The sequence below is a fragment of the Leisingera aquaemixtae genome (assembly GCF_019801145.1).
GTDB lineage: Bacteria > Pseudomonadota > Alphaproteobacteria > Rhodobacterales > Rhodobacteraceae > Leisingera > Leisingera aquaemixtae_A.
Map to the genome: position 1 here is coordinate 823307 of NZ_JAHVJQ010000001.1, position 16459 is coordinate 839765.

Sequence of the window (16459 nt, forward strand, 5' to 3'; positions counted from 1 at the left end):
ATGGACCAGTTTACCATCAACCTGCTGTTTGTGGGCGCATCTTTCGCGCTGTACATCGGCATCGCGATCTGGGCCCGCGCGGGCTCCACATCTGAATTTTATGCCGCAGGCCGGGGCGTTCACCCCGTGACCAACGGCATGGCCACCGCGGCCGACTGGATGTCGGCGGCCTCCTTCATCTCGATGGCGGGCCTTATCGCCTTTACCGGCTATGACAACTCCACCTTCCTGATGGGCTGGACCGGCGGCTACGTGCTGCTGGCGCTGCTGCTGGCCCCCTACCTGCGCAAGTTCGGCAAGTTCACCGTCTCCGAGTTCATCGGCGACCGGTTCTACTCCCCGACCGCGCGCGTGGTGGCGGTGATCTGCCTGATCGTGGCGTCGACCACTTACGTGATCGGCCAGATGACCGGCGTCGGCGTGGCCTTCGGCCGCTTCCTCGAGGTCTCCAACACCGCGGGCCTGCTGATCGGCGCCTGTGTGGTGTTCGCCTACGCCGTGTTCGGCGGCATGAAGGGCGTGACCTACACCCAGGTGGCGCAGTACTGCGTGCTGATCATGGCCTACACCATCCCGGCCATCTTCATCTCGCTGCAGCTGACCGGCAACCCGATCCCGGCCCTGGGCCTGTTCGGCGACCACGCCGCCTCCGGCGAGCCGCTGCTGGCCAAGCTGGACGCCATCGTGACCGAACTGGGCTTCAACGAGTACACCGCGCATCACGCCGACACCTTCAACATGGTGCTGTTCACCCTGTCGCTGATGATCGGCACCGCGGGCCTGCCGCACGTGATCATGCGCTTCTTCACCGTGCCGAAAGTGGCTGATGCCCGCTGGTCGGCCGGCTGGGCGCTGGTGTTCATCGCGCTGCTGTATCTGACCGCTCCGGCTGTTGGCGCCATGGCCCGCCTGAACATCACCGAAATGATGTGGCCGAACGGCGGCATCGAAGGCGGCGCCGTGACCGTGCAGCAGATCGAAAACGATCCGCAGTACGACTGGATGGCGACCTGGCAGCAGACCGGCCTCCTGGGCTGGGAAGACAAGAACGGCGACGGTGCGATCCAGTACTACAACGACAAGAACGCCGATCTGCAGGCCGTGGCCGAAGCCAACGGCTGGGCCGGCAATGAGCTGACCAACTTCAACCGCGACATCCTGGTTCTGGCCAACCCGGAAATCGCCAACCTGCCGGGCTGGGTGATCGGCCTGGTGGCGGCAGGCGGCCTGGCGGCTGCCCTGTCCACCGCGGCGGGCCTGCTGCTGGCGATCTCCTCGGCTGTGTCGCACGACCTGATCAAGGGCTCGATCAACCCGAACATCTCGGAAAAAGGCGAGCTGCTGTCGGCCCGTATCGCCATGGCCGTGGCCATCGGTGTGGCAACCTACCTGGGTCTGAACCCGCCGGGCTTTGCCGCGCAGACCGTGGCGCTGGCCTTCGGCCTGGCTGCTGCCTCGATCTTCCCGGCGCTGATGATGGGCATCTTCACCAAGGTGAACAACAAAGGCGCCGTGGCCGGCATGCTGGCAGGCCTGATCGTGACCCTGGTCTACATCTTCCTGCACAAGGGCTGGCTGTTCATCCCGGGCACCAACTCCTTCACCGATGCGGACCCGCTGCTGGGCACCATCAAATCCACCTCCTTCGGTGCGGTTGGCGCGATGGTGAACTTTGCGGTGGCCTTCCTGGTGTCGAAATCGAGCGAAGCCATCCCGGCCGAGATCGAAGAGCTGGTGGAAAGCGTCCGCATCCCGCGCGGCGCCGGAGCGGCACAGGACCACTAACCTCCCCTGGGCGGGCTGCCTCCCAGCAGCCCGCCTCTTTCCTCATGGTCCCGCACGGTGCACAATCGGCGGGACCATTTTTTTCTGATTTCACCCAGGTATACCCATGCCCTTATCTGACGCTGCGCTGCTCCGGTTTCTGACCTCTGTCCATCCTTACGACAGCCTTGACCCGGCGCTGCTGCAGGAGCTGGCTCCGAAGTTCCGCCTGATCGACGCAGCCGCAGGCGATCCCGTCTATGCGCTGAACGAGGAGCTGGAAGGGCTCTATCTGGTCCACACCGGCGAGGTTGAGGTAACGGACGAGAACGGCATCCCGGTCTCCATCCTCGGCCCCCGCAATTCCTTTGGCGAGCGCGGACTGACCCGCGGCGGCCGCGCGCTGACCTCTGCCCGGGCAGTCAAGGACACGCTGCTGCTGCTGCTGCCCAAGGCCGAATTCCGCACCCTGATGGCAAGCCAGCCGAAGGTGGCCAAATTCTTCGACCGGCGCCGCCCCGGCAGCCAGGACACCTCCAGCCTTGCCACCACCCGGGTGGCAACCATCATGGCGCGCGATCCCGTCACCTGCTCCAGCGGCCTCACCTGCCAGGGCGCGGCGCAGCTGATGCGGGACCGCCGCATCTCGTCGATCTGCGTGACCGACGGAGATGCGCTGCAGGGCATTCTCACCAACCGCGACCTGACCGGCAAGATCCTCGCCGCGGGCAAACCGATCTCCACCCCGGTTGGCGCGGTGATGACCCCGGACCCGCTGACCCTGGCGCCCGCCGCCATCGGCTCCGACGTGCTGCACATGATGATGGAGCACGGCATCGGCCACATCCCGGTGATCGAGGGCGGAAAACTGGCCGGCATCGTCACCCAGACCGACCTCACCCGCTTTCAGGCCGTCAGCTCGGGCGAGATGGTGTCGAGCATCGCACGCGCCGGATCCGCCAAAGACATGGCCCAGGTCACCGCCGAAATTCCCCGCCTGCTGGTGCAGCTGACCGCGGGCGGCAACCGCCACGAGGTGGTCACGCGACTGATCACCGACATTGCCGACACCGCGACCCGCCGCCTGCTGGCCTTGGCCGAGGAGCAGCTGGGCGCCCCGCCCGTCCCATACCTGTGGCTGGCCTGCGGCTCGCAGGGGCGGCGCGAGCAGACGGGGGTGTCCGACCAGGACAACTGCCTGATCCTGTCCGACGATCTGGCCCCCGGCGACGAGGCCTATTTCGAACAGCTCGCAAGGTTCGTCTGCGACGGGCTCAACACCTGCGGCTATGTCTATTGCCCCGGCGACATGATGGCCTCCAACCCGCGCTGGCGGCAGCCGCTGCACGTCTGGCGCGACTATTTCCGCGGCTGGATCGCCAAGCCGAACCCGGAGGCGCAGATGCTAGCCTCTGTGATGTTCGACCTGCGCCCGATCGGCGGCGACACCGCGCTGTTTGCGGACCTGCAGCAGGAGACCCTGAGTGCGGCCAGCGCCAATTCGATCTTCACCGCCCATATGATCGCCAACTCGCTGAAGCACACGCCGCCCCTGGGCCTGTTGCGCGGGCTGGCCACCATCCGCTCTGGCGAGCACCGCAACACGCTGGACATGAAGCATAACGGCGTGGTGCCGGTGGTGGACCTGGGCCGCATCTACGCCTTGCAGGGGCAGCTGGCGGAGGTGAACACCCGCGCGCGGCTGGAAGCGGCCGAGGCCGCGGGCGTTCTCAGCCACACCGGCGCGCGGGACCTGCTGGATGCCTACGACCTGATCGCCCAGACCCGGCTGGAGCATCAGGCGGCACAGATCCGCAGCACCCAGGCGCCGGACAACTACCTGGCGCCTTCGGACCTGTCTGATTTTGAGCGAAGTCATCTGCGCGACGCATTTGTTGTGGTAAAGACGATGCAATCGGCGGTTGGCCACGGCAAAGGCATGCTGAGCTGACGGCTGCGCTTGCCGGGAATGCGGAAGCCTCCGGCGGGAGTATTTTGAGAAAGATGAACAGGCCGAAAGCCTGCGGGGAGAGCATATGTTTCTGGAACTGATTGCGGTGATTTTTGCGGGCATTGCCGCGGCCGGCGTGGTGATGCTGCTGAACCGGACGCTCAAGGGCCGGCTGCCACGCTGGTTCGCGCCGGTGGCGGCCGGGCTGGCGATGATCGGTGTCACCATCGCCTCCGAGTACGGCTGGTACAGCCGCACCAAGGCCGCCCTGCCCGAGGGGCTGGTGGTTGCGGAAACCGTCGAGAACCGCAGCTTCTACCGGCCCTGGACGCAGGTTGTGCCTTATGTGGACCGTTTTGCCGCTGTTGACACCGCAACGATGAAAAGCCACGCGGCGCATCCTCAGGTCTATCTGGCCGACATCTATTTCTTCGGCCGCTGGGCGCCGGTCAGCAAGCAGCCAGCAGTGCTGGATTGCGGCAAATGGCGCCGGGCCCTGGCGACCGGCACCGCAGCGTTTTCCGGCAGCGGCCTGCCCCAGGGATTGGACTGGGTCGCCGGTGAAGCGGACGACGCCCTCCTGACCGCAGCCTGCGAGGGGTAGCCATGCACACACGGCTTTCGCTGCGGCTCCGCATCTTTCTGTTCTTCTGCCTGCTGGCCCTCGGCGGCATTGCCGTCACCACCGGTGCGCTCTGGCTCGGCTACAGCCGCTCTGGCCACCCGGAACTGACGGATGCTTTCCTGTTTTCCGGCCTGCTGAGCGGGTTTGCCATGCTGGGCCTTTGCGCCGGCATCTGGCTGCTGTTTGACGAAAACGTCGCCAAGCCGATCGAGCGGCTGGCGGCAGGCATGCGCGCCCGCGCCCATGCCGGGGTGAACAAGGAACTGGACACCCACGGCGCCCGCTACCTCGGCGACCTTGCCGCGGCCGCCCAGGGGCTGGCCGGGCAGCTGGGCGCCTCGGCGCTGTCGGCGGCCGAGGCCATCGCCCGCGAGACCGAGCATCTGGAGGCGGAGAAGGCGCGGCTGGCGGCACTGCTGACCGACATCCCCATTGCAACCGTCATGGCCAGCCCCGCCCACCAGATCGTGCTTTACGACGGCCAGGCCGCCGCAGTTCTGGCCGAGGAGGCGCCGCCGCGTCTGAACGCCCCGCTGTCCGATTACCTGGACCTGACCGGGCTGGAGGCCGCTTACGGCCGCCTGATCCGCACCGGCATGGAGGTGCAGGCTGAGGTGAAAAGCGCCAGCGGCGCCCAGGTATACGACCTGCGCCTGAAACCGCTGGGCGGCGCGCCCGGCTATATCATCCTGTTCGAGGGCAGCCACGCAGGCCTGGCCCCCGGCGACGCCCGCCCGCTGGTCTATGACTTTGCCCTGCTGCACGCAGAGCACGCCGAGCTGGAGAACCGCAATCTCGCCGGCCACAGCTATGTGGTGTTCGACACCGAGACCACCGGCCTTTTGCCGCACAAGGACGAGATCGTGCAGATCGGCGCCCTGCGGGTGGTGCGCGGCCGGATCATCGAAAGCGAGACTTTCGAAACCCTGGTCGACCCGGGATGCCCGATCCCCGCAGCCTCTACCAAGGTGCACGGGGTCAGCGATGCCATGGTGCAGGGCGCACCGCAAATTACCGAGGCCGCGCGCCACTTCCACCGCTTTGCGTCCGACGCGGTGATCGTGGCCCATAACGCGCCCTTTGACATGGCCTTCCTGCACCGCCACGCCAAACGCACCGGGGTCATCTGGGACCAGCCGGTGCTGGATACCGTGCTGCTGAGCGCGGTGCTGTTCGGCGCCTCGCAGAGCCACACGCTGGACGCCTTGTGCGAACGGCTGGATGTCACCATCCCGCCTGCGCTGCGCCATACCGCCATGGGCGACGCCCGCGCTACAGCCGAGGTGTTCTGCAAGATGCTGCCGATGCTGGAAGCGCGCGGCATTGGCACCTTTGGCGCGGTGCTGCAGGAGACCCGCAAGCACAGCCGCCTCATTGAAGACATGAACTAGGTAGACAATCGGGGCCATGCGTGGCAGGTCACTGCCCGGAACGAACAGAAGGCGCGCGAAATGGCCGACACCAGCTTTATTCCCGGGCCGGAGACCGCCCGGGCCTACCGCGATGCGCTTGGCTGCTTTGGCACCGGGGTGACGGTTGTCACGACCGGTACGCCGCGCGGCCCGCTGGCCATTACCGTCAACAGCTTCACCTCCGTTTCTCTGGACCCGCCCCTGATGCTGTGGTGCCCGGCCAAGGCCTCGCTGCGCCATGATGCCTTTGTTGCGGCTGAGAATTTCGCGATTCACGTGATGGCGGAAGACCAGCTGCCCCTGGCCAAGCATTTCGCCGCCTTCGGCGAGGATTTCAGCACCGCAGCCTGGCAGCCCAACGAGCTGGGCGCGCCCGCGCTGGAGGGCGTGATCGCCCGCTTCGACTGCCGCCGCTATGCCTCGCATCCGGCAGGCGACCACACCATCGTCATCGGCGAAGTGGCCCGCGTCACCACCCGTCCGGGCAAGGGGCTGATCTTCAAGCGCGGCCAGTATGGCGGGTTTCTGGAGCAGGGCTGATGACGGCCTCTGCAAAGGGCAACCCCGCCTCGGCATCCTGATACGGATCAGCCACGGCACCGGCATCGTCAAAACTGCCCGGTGCCGGGACGGCATTCCCGCCCTGCCCGGCCAGCAGATACGGCAGCACCGCATAAGCGGTCAGATCCATGCCGGGGGTCATGCTGAGAGCCCTTTGCGGGCAGATCGAAACGCACAGGCCGCACTGGGTGCAAAGGGATTCCACAAAGCTCAGCGCGCCGCCGTTTTCGGTCAGGCTCAGCGCATCCGACGGGCAGACCCAGACGCAGCTGCTGCAGCTGTTGCACAGGCTTTCGTCCAGGCTGACAGAGCCGTATGGCGCCTGCTCCGGCAGCGGCACCTGGCTGGTATCGGACGGCAGCAGCGCCGCCGCGCTGGCGCGTGCGGTATCCCTGCGGCTGCCCATTGCCAGCACCTCCGGCGCGACCGAGGGGAACGGCAGCAGCCGCGCTGCCAGCCGCCGGTCCAGCCCTGTTGCGCCATCAAACAGCAGCACACGCCCCAGCCCGCCCAGGGCGCGCACCAGCTCCACCTCCTGACGCTGTTGCTCCCGCCCCTGCGGCCCGGGACTGGCCTGCAGGTAAATGACATCGAAACCGCAGGCCAGCGCATGCAGCAGGTCCGCATGGGTGATCTTCTCCAGGCTGCAGACCGAAACCGGAACAACGTCGCTGCCCGGAGCTCCCGCCCCGGCCAGCCCGGCGGGCTCGATCTCGAACAGCGTCAGGATCTGCGCCCGGCCGGTTTCAAACTTGCGCTCATGCGCTTCCCGGCACAGGGCCATCAGCGGCAGCGCGCTGCTTCTGCTGGCAACGTCCAGCAGTGCCGGCCGCCCCTTGACCGCAAACCGGGACCGGCATTCTTCGGCTTCCTGCGGAGGGCAAAGGCACAGCTGCTGCGGCTGGCTGGCTGCCAGCTGTTGCCGTTCGAGGATATGTCCGCATGCCTCTCCCATGAGGTCACGTTAACACATTTTTAAACAACTTTAGCGTGTTTGTTCTGTAGACCGTCCTTTTGTTGCAGTTTTAACCAATCCACTGAGGTTTCACGCAAAAGCCCGCCGGGGCAATCACCCGGCGGGCTTCCAGGGGCAACCCTCGGCAGGGGCCGTCTTACTTCAGCGCCGCATCCGTGATGGCGTGGGTCCAGGCGCCCTCCGGCTCCTTGGTGATCACCGGATCCGAGCCGCCGCCCATCAGGGTGGACACCGTGCGCTGGTAATCCGCCGGATCCAGCGCGCCGTTGCTGCCTGCGGTCAGCTTGGCGATCTCGCCCATCATCCGCTTCTGGTGCTCTTCGGTCTGGGCACCGGAGGCATCGTTGTCCAGCACGATTTCCGCCGCCTCATCCGGGTTCTCTTCCGCGTATTTCCAGCCCTTCATCGAGGCGCGCACAAAGCGCTGCATCTTGTCCGCGAAAGCCTCGTCGCCCAGGTTTTCCTCCAGCACGTACAGGCCGTCCTCCAGCGTCGCGACGCCCTGGTCCTCATACTTGAAGGTAACCAGCTCATCCGGGCTGACGCCCGCGTCGATGACCTGCCAGTATTCGTTGTAGGTCATGGTCGAAATGCAGTCCGCCTGCCGCTGCAGCAGCGGGTCGACGTTGAACCCCTGCTTCAGCACCTCGACACCGTTTTCGTCCTTGCCATCGGTGTCGATGCCCAACTGGCTCATCCAGCTCATGAAGGGGAACTCGTTGCCGAAGAACCAGACCCCCAGAGTGCGGTTCTTCAGATCCTCGGGGCTCTCGATGCCGGCATCCTTCCAGCAGGTCAGCATCATACCGGAGGATTTGAACGGCTGCGCGATATTGACCAGCGGCAGGCCCTTCTCGCGCGCCGCCAGCGCCGCCGGCATCCATTCCACCGTCACATCGGCGCCGCCGCCTGCAATCACCTGGGTCGGCGCAATGTCGGGGCCGCCCGGCAGGATGGTGACATTCAGGTCCTCTTCCTCATAGAACCCCTTGTCCAGCGCCACGTAATAGCCCGCGAACTGCGCCTGGGTCACCCACTTCAGCTGCAGGGTCACGTCATCCGCCGCCTGCGCCGCCCCTGCGGCCCCCAGCGCCAGCGCTGCCGCCGTCATCAGTTGTTTCATGTGTTATTCTCCCTGTTGATTATGATGTGAAGCTTGCCCGGGTTTGACCATTCGTTCAAAGTTTTTTCTTTATGAGGCCTGCCTTTGACGGCGCCCCGCGCAAGATTTCCGCAAAAACCGCCCCGCATGGCGGGACGGCACAGCCCTCAGCCCCGCTGCGACGGATGCCAGAAGGTAAAGCTCTTCTCGATCAGCGCCACCAGCCCGTAGAAGGCCGACCCGGCCAGCGCCGCCACCACGATTTCCGCCCAGACCATATCCAGCGCCAGCTGGCCGACGCTGGTGGAAATGCGGAACCCCATGCCGACGGTGGGCGAACCAAAGAACTCCGCCACGATCGCGCCAATAAGCGCCAGGGTGGTGGAGATCTTGAGACCGTTGAACACAAACGGCAGCGCCGCCGGCAGGCGCAGCTTGAAGAAGCTTTGCCAATAGCCCGCCGCATAGGTCTTCATCAGGTCGCGCTGCATCTGGCTGGTCTCGCGCAGGCCCGCCACAGTGTTCACCAGCATCGGAAAGAACACCATGACCACGACAACCGCGGCCTTGGACTGCCAGTCGAAGCCGAACCACATCACCAGGATCGGTGCGGTGCCGACAATCGGCAGCGCCGCGACGAAGTTTCCCACCGGCAGCAGCCCGCGGCGCAGGAAATCGCTGCGGTCGACCAGAATCGCGGTCAGGAAGGCCGCGCCGCAGCCAATCAAATAGCCGCCAAGCGCGCCTTTCAGGATGGTCTGGGCAAAGTCCTCCCACAGGATGGGAAGGCTGGACGCAAAGCGCGCCGCGATCACCGACGGTGCCGGCAGGATCACCAGCGAAACCTCCAGCCCGCGCACCAGCAGCTCCCAGACCACCAGCACAGTGATGCCGAAGATCGCAGGCACCAGCAGCTGCACCGCGCGGGTTTTCGAGGCCGGGCTGTTCGCCAGCCGACTGTTCAGCCACCAGCCCAGACACCAGACAAGGATTGCAAGGATCACCAGTATCATGCCCGCACCCCCATCCGGCTCAGCACCAGCTTTTCAATCAGCCCCAACAGCGCCACCAGTGCCGCCGCCAGAATGGCCGCGGCAAACAGCGCCGACCAGATCTGCACGGTCTGCCCGTAATAGCTGCCCGCCAGCAGCCGCGCACCAAGGCCCGCAACCGCACCGGTCGGCAGCTCACCGACGATGGCCCCCACCAGCGAGGCGGCGATGCCGATCTTCAGCGACGCGAACAGATAAGGCATCGAGGACGGCAGCCGCAGCTTCCAGAACCCCTGGTTCGTGTTGGCGTTGTAGGTTTTCAGCAAATCCAGCTGCATCGCATCCGGCGCCCGCAGCCCCTTCACCATGCCGACAATCACCGGGAAGAAGCTGAGGTAGGCCGAGATCACCGCCTTTGGAATGATCCCCTGAACCCCGATGGAATATAGCACCACGATGATCATCGGCGCCAGCGCAATGATCGGGATGGTCTGGCTGACAATCGCCCAGGGCATCACCGACATGTCCATGACGCGAGAATGCACAATCCCAACCGCCAGCAGAATGCCAAGCCCGGTGCCGATGGCAAACCCCAACAGCGTTGCGCTCAGCGTCACCTGACCGTGATAGATCAGGCTGCGCTTGGAGGTGATTTTCTTCTCCACCGTGGTCTCCCACAGCTCCACCGCCACCTGATGCGGCGCGGGCAACCGCGGGCGCTCCTGCACCCAGGTCTCGCCAATGGCAAATGTGTTGTTCACCACCAGCCCGATCTCGCCCCTGTCCCGGCGTTCCTTGGCGGTGGCGGGGGTGACTTCAATGCCCGCCCGCTCTGCCTGGTCCAGCACGCCCTTGATGTTCATCGGCACGCAGGCCGCGTACCAGAAGGCGATGATGGCGGCGAGCACGGTGAGGACGGCAACAAGGCTTTTCATGACCGCGCCCTCCCCATTTGGCTGCCGCCCGGTGCACAGGCGGTGCACAAGGGGTGCACGCAGGACACCCCCCTGCTCCGGCGGGTCGTGCTGGCAATATCAGTCATCGCCATGCCCCGCCCGCAGGCCCTCGCGCACCCGGTGAGCGATCTCGATGAACTCCGGGCTGTCGCGGATATCCAGCGGCCGTTCTTTGGGCAAGGTGCTGTCAATCACATCGTGAATGCGGCCCGGCCGCGGCGACATCACCACGATCTTGGTGGACAGATACACCGCCTCAGGGATCGAATGGGTGACAAAGCCGATGGTCTTGTTGGTCCGCGCCCAGAGCTTCAGCAGCTGCTCGTTCAGGTGGTCGCGCACGATCTCATCCAGCGCCCCGAAGGGTTCATCCATCAAGAGGATGTCGGCATCAAACGCCAGCGCCCGCGCGATGCTGGCCCGCTGCTGCATGCCGCCGGACAGCTGCCAGGGAAACTTACCGCCAAAGCCTGACAATTCAACAAGTTCCAAGACTTGGTTAACGCGTTTTTCCTGCTCCGCCTTGGAATATCCCATGATTTCCAGCGGCAGTTTGATGTTCTTGGAAATGGTGCGCCACGGGTACAGCCCCGCGGCCTGAAACACATAGCCATAAGCCCGGTTGCGCCGCGCCTCATCCGGGGTCATGCCGTTGACGGACAGGCTGCCGCCGGTCGGTGTTTCCAGCGCCGCGATACAGCGCAGAAAGGTGGTCTTGCCGCAGCCTGAGGGGCCGATGAAGGAGACAAAGTCGCCCTTGTTGATCTCCAGGCTCACGTCCTTCAGCGCATGCACCGGGCCGTCGTTCGTCTGGAAGGTCAGGTCCAGGTTCCGGGCCTCGATCACGCAGTTCGCGGGGACAGGAGCGGAAGCGGCGGCCTCGGGTCGAATTGCCTGGGTGGTCGGTTCCATATTCATATCTTCGCCTTGATTTCACACAGGAAAACGGGCCGCCGATACCGGCCGCCCGCTCCTGATTTACACGCCTGTTGCCGGGATGCCGGTGCGCTCCACCGGGCGCGGCGCCGTCAGTTCCTTCCAGGTCGACAGCGCCTTGTTCACCGTGGTGTTGGGCTCCCGGGCAACGAATTCGCCGTGGCCCTCCTGGCAGCGGATCTCCCCATCGTGCACCGCCACATGGCCGCGGGTCAGGGTAAAGCGCGGCAGGCCCTTCACCTCATGCCCTTCGAACACGTTGTAGTCGATCGAGGACTGCTGGCTGGCGGCGGAAATCGTCTTGCGCTTTTCCGGGTCCCAGACCACCAGGTCGGCATCGGCGCCAACCAGAACCGCGCCCTTTTTCGGGTAGCAATTCAGGATCTTGGCAATATTTGTTGACGTAACGGCCACAAACTCGTTCGGGGTCAGGCGGCCGGTTTCAACGCCGTGGGTCCACAGCATCGGCATCCGGTCCTCAAGGCCGCCGGTGCCGTTCGGGATCTTGGTGAAATCGCCGACGCCATAGCGCTTTTGCTCGGTCGTAAAGGCGCAATGGTCCGTCGCCACCACCGACAGCGACCCCGACTGCAGACCAGCCCACAAGGAGTCCTGATGCTGCTTATTGCGGAACGGCGGCGACATCACACGGCGGGCGGCGTGGTCCCAGTCCTTGTTGAAATATTCGCTCTCATCCAGGGTCAGATGCTGGATCAACGGCTCGCCCCAGACGCGCTTGCCCTGCATCCGGGCGCGGCGGATGGCCTCGTGGCTGTCCTCGCAGGAGGTATGCACAACATACAGCGGCACGCCCGCCATGTCGGCAATCATGATCGCGCGGTTGGTCGCCTCGCCCTCCACCTGCGGCGGGCGGGAATAGGCGTGGGCTTCGGGGCCAGTGTTGCCCTCCGCCATCAGCTTGGATTGCAATTCGGCAACCACATCGCCGTTTTCTGCATGTACCAGAGCGGTGCCGCCCAGTTCGGCCAGGCGCTTGAAGGACGCATAAAGCTCGTCATCATTCACCATCAACGCGCCCTTGTAGGCCATGAAGTGCTTGAAGGTGTTGATGCCGCGCTCCTGGATCACGGTCTTGATGTCGTCAAAGACCTGCTCGCCCCACCAGGTGACCGCCATGTGGAAGGAATAGTCACAGTTGGCGCGGGTCGACTTGTTGTCCCAGCGCTTCAGCGCGTCCAGCAGGCTCTCGCCCGGATTGGGCAGCGCAAAATCCACCACCATGGTGGTGCCGCCCGCCAGCCCCGCGCGGGTGCCGCTCTCGAAGTCGTCCGAACTGTATGTGCCCATGAAGGGCATCTCCAGATGGGTGTGCGGGTCGATCCCGCCCGGCATCACGTAGCAGCCGGTGGCGTCCAGCTCCTCGTCGCCTTTCAGATTCGGGCCGATCTGGGTGATGACCCCGTTTTCGATCAGCACATCGGCCTTATAGGTCAGATCGGCGGTCACGATGGTGCCGTTTCTGATGACTTTACTCATGGTTACAACTCCCTGAATCGGGGCGCATTTTCACGCCTCCTTTTGTCTCGATGCTGCCTTTCGCAGCTTTTTCATCTTTCCCGGAATACTCCGCGGGGGCAGCGCCCCCTATTCAACGATCTCCGCTGTTTCGACCACCGCGTGGAACAGCACATTGGCGCCGGCCTCGGCCCATTCCTTGCTGATCTCCTCGGCCTCGTTGTGGCTGAGGCCGTCAACGCAGGGGCACATCACCATCGCCGTGGGCGCCACACGGTTGATCCAGCAGGCGTCATGCCCCGCGCCGGAGATGATATCGAGATGCGAATAGCCCAGCCGGTCCGCCGCATTGCGCACTGCGCTGACGCAGCCCTCATCAAAGGCCACCGGGTCAAAGCCGCCCACCTTCTCGAACTCGATCCCCACCCCCATTGCCTCGGCAATCTGGGTGCCCTTCTCGCGCAGGCGGTTTTCCATGTCGGTGATCACGTCGAGTTCCGGGCTGCGGAAATCGACGGTGAAGACAACCTTGCCCGGGATCACGTTGCGCGAATTCGGATAGACATCGATATGGCCCGCGGCACCGACCGCATGGGGCGCATGGCTCCAGGCGATGCCGTCCACCTCCTCCAGGATCCGCGCCATCGCAAGGCCCGCATTGCGGCGCATCGGCATCGGCGTGGAGCCGGTATGGGCGTCCTTGCCGGTAATGGTCACCTGGGTCCAGCTGAGGCCCTGGCCGTGGGTAACGACGCCGATGTCCTTGCCCTCGGCCTCCAGGATCGGCCCCTGCTCGATGTGCAGCTCGAAAAAGGCGTGCATCTTGCGGGCGCCGGTTTCCTCCTCGCCGCGCCAGCCGATGCGCTTCAGCTCATCGCCGAATTTCTTGCCCTCGGCGTCTTCCCGGTCGTAGGCCCAGTCTTGGGTATGCACGCCGGCAAACACGCCCGACGACAGCATGGCCGGCGCATAGCGGGTGCCTTCCTCGTTGGTGAAGTTGGTGGCCACGATCGGGTGCTTGGTTTTGATGTTCATGTCGTTGAGCGAGCGGATCAGCTCCAGCCCCGCAAGCACCCCCAGCACCCCGTCGTATTTGCCGCCGGTGGGCTGGGTGTCCAGATGCGAGCCGACATAGACCGGCAGCGCGTCCGGGTCGGTGCCTTCGCGCATCGCAAACATGTTGCCCATCTGATCAAGCCCCATGGTGCATCCCGCCTCCTCGCACCATTTCTGGAACAGCGCGCGGCCCTCTCCATCCTCGTCCGTCAGCGTCTGTCGGTTGTTGCCGCCCGCAACGCCGGGGCCGATCTTGGCCATCTCCATCAGGCTGTCCCACAGCCTGTCACCATCGATTTTCAGATTCTGTCCAAGCGACGTCATCAACAGCTTCCTTCCCTGTGCGCCCGTCTTTGCGGGCTGTCCGGCTTGGCGCCGTGTTAGGTGGCTTTGAGTGCCGGTCTCATCAAAGCTGTGGAAATTGCGCGCCCGCCTTTGATTTGACCAACTGGTCAAACTCACGCTATCACGGGTTCACCACCAGTCAAGAAATTGCCGCGTGGCCCTTGAAAAAATCGGTGCTTTTGCCGGAAATAGGTGAAATTCCGCGCTTTCGCTGATGCGGGGCCGCTGAGAGAGACAGGACGGACATGCCCGCAGACCGCGCGCCCACACGCATTCAGAGAAAGAATCGCGCCGCCATTCTGGAGGCCGCGCTGGATGTGTTTTCAAGCCATGGCTTCCGCGGCTCCACCGTGGACCAGATCGCCAAGGCGGCAGGGCTCAGCAAGCCGAACCTGCTCTACTACTTCCCTTCCAAGGAGGCGATTTTCAACGAGCTGATGGCCGGTCTGCTGGACACCTGGCTGGACCCGCTGCGGGCCTTGAACCCGGACGGCGAGCCGCTGGAGGAGATCCTCGCCTATGTGCAGCGCAAGCTGCAGATGAGCCGCGACTTCCCGCGCGAAAGCCGGCTGTATGCCAATGAAATCGTCCAGGGCGCACCGCGGCTGCATGACGTGATTGCCAGCGATCTGTATGTACTGGTCGAGGAAAAGGCGCAGCTTCTGCAGGGCTGGATGGATGCCGGGCGGATCAACCGCGCGCATCCAAAGCATCTGCTGTTCTCGATCTGGTCGCTGACCCAGCACTACGCCGATTTCGACGCCCAGGTGCGCACGCTGATGGGTGATGAAGATCCGTTCGACGCCGCGCCGAAATATCTGGAAACCCTTTACCGGCGGATGCTTACGCCGGAAAGCTGAAGCTGCCTACCGAAGCCCTGAATCTCCGAAGCGCAGCGCGCCCCGTCCCAAAGCCAACTCAAAAAAAGCCCCGGCCAGAAAGCCGGGGCGTAAAGTCAACGGGGAGACAGCGCGCCCTTCCAGGCGCGTTTCGGTTATTCCGCAGCGGTTGCCGACGGATTGTTCGGATGCGTGGTCCAGTTGGCGTATTCCCCCGAGACCACCTCGCCGGTGCGCTCGTCGACCTGGCCTGCCGGGACCTCTTCCATGGTGATGCAGCCCTCCACCGGGCAGACGTTCACACAGAGGTTGCAGGCGACGCATTCGTCGTCCTTCACCGTGAACACCCGGTCCTCGCTCATCGCGATCGCCTGATGCGAGGTGTCCTCGCACGCCGCGTAGCAGCGGCCGCATTTGATGCAGTCATCCTGGCTGATCTTCGCCTTGGTGACATAGTTCAGGTCCAGATACTGCCAGTCGGTCACATTCGGCACCGCCATGCCGATGAAGTCCTGCGTGGAGGTATAGCCCTTCTCGTCCATCCAGTTCGACAGGCCGGAAATCATCTCCTTCACCACGTTGAAACCATAGGTCATCGCCGCGGTGCAGACCTGCACGTTACCGGCACCCAGCGCCATGAACTCCGCCGCATCGCGCCAGGTGGTGACGCCGCCGATGGCAGAGATCGGCAACCCGCGGGTCTGCGGGTCGCGGGCGATTTCCGCCACCATGTTCAGCGCAATCGGCTTCACCGCCGGCCCGCAGTAGCCGCCGTGGGTGCCCTTGCCGCCGATGGTCGGCTCCGGCGCCATATTGTCGAGGTCCACCGAGGTGATCGAGTTGATGGTGTTGATCAGGCTCACCGCATCCGCATTGCCCGCATTTGCCGCGCGGGCCGGGTTGCGGATGTCGGTGATGTTCGGGGTCAGCTTCACGATCACCGGCTTGGAGTAGTATTTCTTGCACCACTCGGTGACCATCTGGATGTATTCCGGCACCTGCCCCACGGCGGAGCCCATGCCGCGCTCCGCCATGCCGTGCGGGCAGCCGAAGTTCAGCTCAATCCCGTCCGCGCCGGTGGCCTCGACCTGCGGCAGGATGTCTTTCCAGGCCTGCTCCTCGCAGGGCACCATGATCGACACGATCACGGCACGGTCCGGGTAGTCCTTCTTGACCCGGGTGATTTCCTCCAGGTTGGTTTGCAGCGGCCGGTCGGTGATCAGCTCGATGTTGTTGAGGCCCAAGAGGCGCCGGTCGGCGCCCCAGATCGCGCCGTAGCGCGGGCCGTTCACGTTGACCACCGGCGGACCTTCGGCGCCCAGGGTCTTCCAGACCACGCCGCCCCAGCCGGCCTCAAAGGCGCGGCGGACGTTGTATTCCTTGTCGGTCGGCGGCGCAGAAGCCAGCCAGAACGGGTTGGGGGATTTGATACCCAGAAATTCTGTTGTCAGATCAGCCATTTGATCTC

The 16459-nt window shown here is 64.5% G+C and carries 14 protein-coding genes; 6 read left to right on the forward strand and 8 right to left on the reverse strand.

Annotated elements, in window-relative coordinates; translation table 11 throughout:
* From KUW17_RS04035 to KUW17_RS04055, 5 genes are all read left to right on the forward strand, one after another.
* A complete protein-coding gene (locus KUW17_RS04035) occupies positions 1-1785 on the forward strand; it encodes a sodium:solute symporter family protein (protein ID WP_222476092.1) in 1785 nt (594 codons plus the stop codon).
* Between the two features lie 106 nt (positions 1786-1891).
* Positions 1892-3715, forward strand: a complete 1824-nt coding sequence (locus KUW17_RS04040; RefSeq protein WP_222476094.1) for a DUF294 nucleotidyltransferase-like domain-containing protein — start codon at positions 1892-1894, stop codon at positions 3713-3715.
* Positions 3716-3800: 85 nt separating this feature from the next.
* Entirely contained in the window at positions 3801-4319 is a 519-nt protein-coding gene (locus KUW17_RS04045; RefSeq protein WP_222476097.1) for a hypothetical protein, read from the forward strand.
* A 2-nt stretch (positions 4320-4321) separates the two neighbouring features.
* The gene (locus KUW17_RS04050) at positions 4322-5731 is read left to right on the forward strand and encodes a 3'-5' exonuclease (RefSeq protein WP_222476100.1); all 1410 of its coding nucleotides are present in this window, start codon (positions 4322-4324) and stop codon (positions 5729-5731) included.
* 60 nt (positions 5732-5791) lie between these two features.
* Positions 5792-6292, forward strand: a complete 501-nt coding sequence (locus KUW17_RS04055; protein WP_222476103.1) for a flavin reductase family protein — start codon at positions 5792-5794, stop codon at positions 6290-6292.
* On the opposite strand, the gene KUW17_RS04060 is transcribed toward KUW17_RS04055, so the two are convergent.
* The 7 genes from KUW17_RS04060 to KUW17_RS04090 all read right to left on the reverse strand — a co-directional run bounded on the left by KUW17_RS04060 (position 6252) and on the right by KUW17_RS04090 (position 14131).
* The gene (locus tag KUW17_RS04060) at positions 6252-7097 is read right to left on the reverse strand and encodes an ATP-binding protein (RefSeq protein WP_261396964.1); all 846 of its coding nucleotides are present in this window, start codon (positions 7095-7097) and stop codon (positions 6252-6254) included. The genes KUW17_RS04055 and KUW17_RS04060 overlap by 41 nt on opposite strands.
* 328 nt (positions 7098-7425) lie before the next feature.
* Complete coding sequence (locus tag KUW17_RS04065; RefSeq protein WP_222476106.1) at positions 7426-8412, reverse strand: ABC transporter substrate-binding protein; 987 nt, start codon at positions 8410-8412, stop codon at positions 7426-7428.
* 146 nt (positions 8413-8558) lie between these two features.
* On the reverse strand, positions 8559-9404 hold the full coding sequence (locus KUW17_RS04070) for an ABC transporter permease (RefSeq protein ID WP_222476109.1): 846 nt from the start codon (positions 9402-9404) through the stop codon (positions 8559-8561).
* The gene (locus KUW17_RS04075; RefSeq protein WP_222476110.1) at positions 9401-10318 is read right to left on the reverse strand and encodes an ABC transporter permease; all 918 of its coding nucleotides are present in this window, start codon (positions 10316-10318) and stop codon (positions 9401-9403) included. Before KUW17_RS04075 ends, KUW17_RS04070 begins: the two co-directional genes overlap by 4 nt.
* A gap of 99 nt (positions 10319-10417) precedes the next feature.
* Positions 10418-11257, reverse strand: coding sequence for an ABC transporter ATP-binding protein (locus KUW17_RS04080; protein WP_222476111.1), 840 nt, complete (start codon positions 11255-11257; stop codon positions 10418-10420).
* A 60-nt stretch (positions 11258-11317) separates the two neighbouring features.
* On the reverse strand, positions 11318-12772 hold the full coding sequence (hydA, locus tag KUW17_RS04085) for a dihydropyrimidinase (RefSeq protein ID WP_222476112.1): 1455 nt from the start codon (positions 12770-12772) through the stop codon (positions 11318-11320).
* A gap of 108 nt (positions 12773-12880) precedes the next feature.
* Entirely contained in the window at positions 12881-14131 is a 1251-nt protein-coding gene (locus tag KUW17_RS04090) for a Zn-dependent hydrolase (protein ID WP_222476114.1), read from the reverse strand.
* A 266-nt stretch (positions 14132-14397) separates the two neighbouring features.
* Here KUW17_RS04090 and KUW17_RS04095 point away from each other — a divergent pair, with 266 nt between their 5' ends.
* Positions 14398-15012: a TetR family transcriptional regulator C-terminal domain-containing protein gene (locus KUW17_RS04095; protein ID WP_222476116.1), complete on the forward strand. Its 615-nt coding sequence runs from the start codon at positions 14398-14400 to the stop codon at positions 15010-15012.
* A gap of 134 nt (positions 15013-15146) precedes the next feature.
* Here the strand turns inward: KUW17_RS04095 and preA are convergent, their stop codons facing one another.
* On the reverse strand, positions 15147-16451 hold the full coding sequence (gene preA / locus KUW17_RS04100; protein ID WP_222476118.1) for an NAD-dependent dihydropyrimidine dehydrogenase subunit PreA: 1305 nt from the start codon (positions 16449-16451) through the stop codon (positions 15147-15149).
* Positions 16452-16459: the final 8 nt, after the last annotated feature.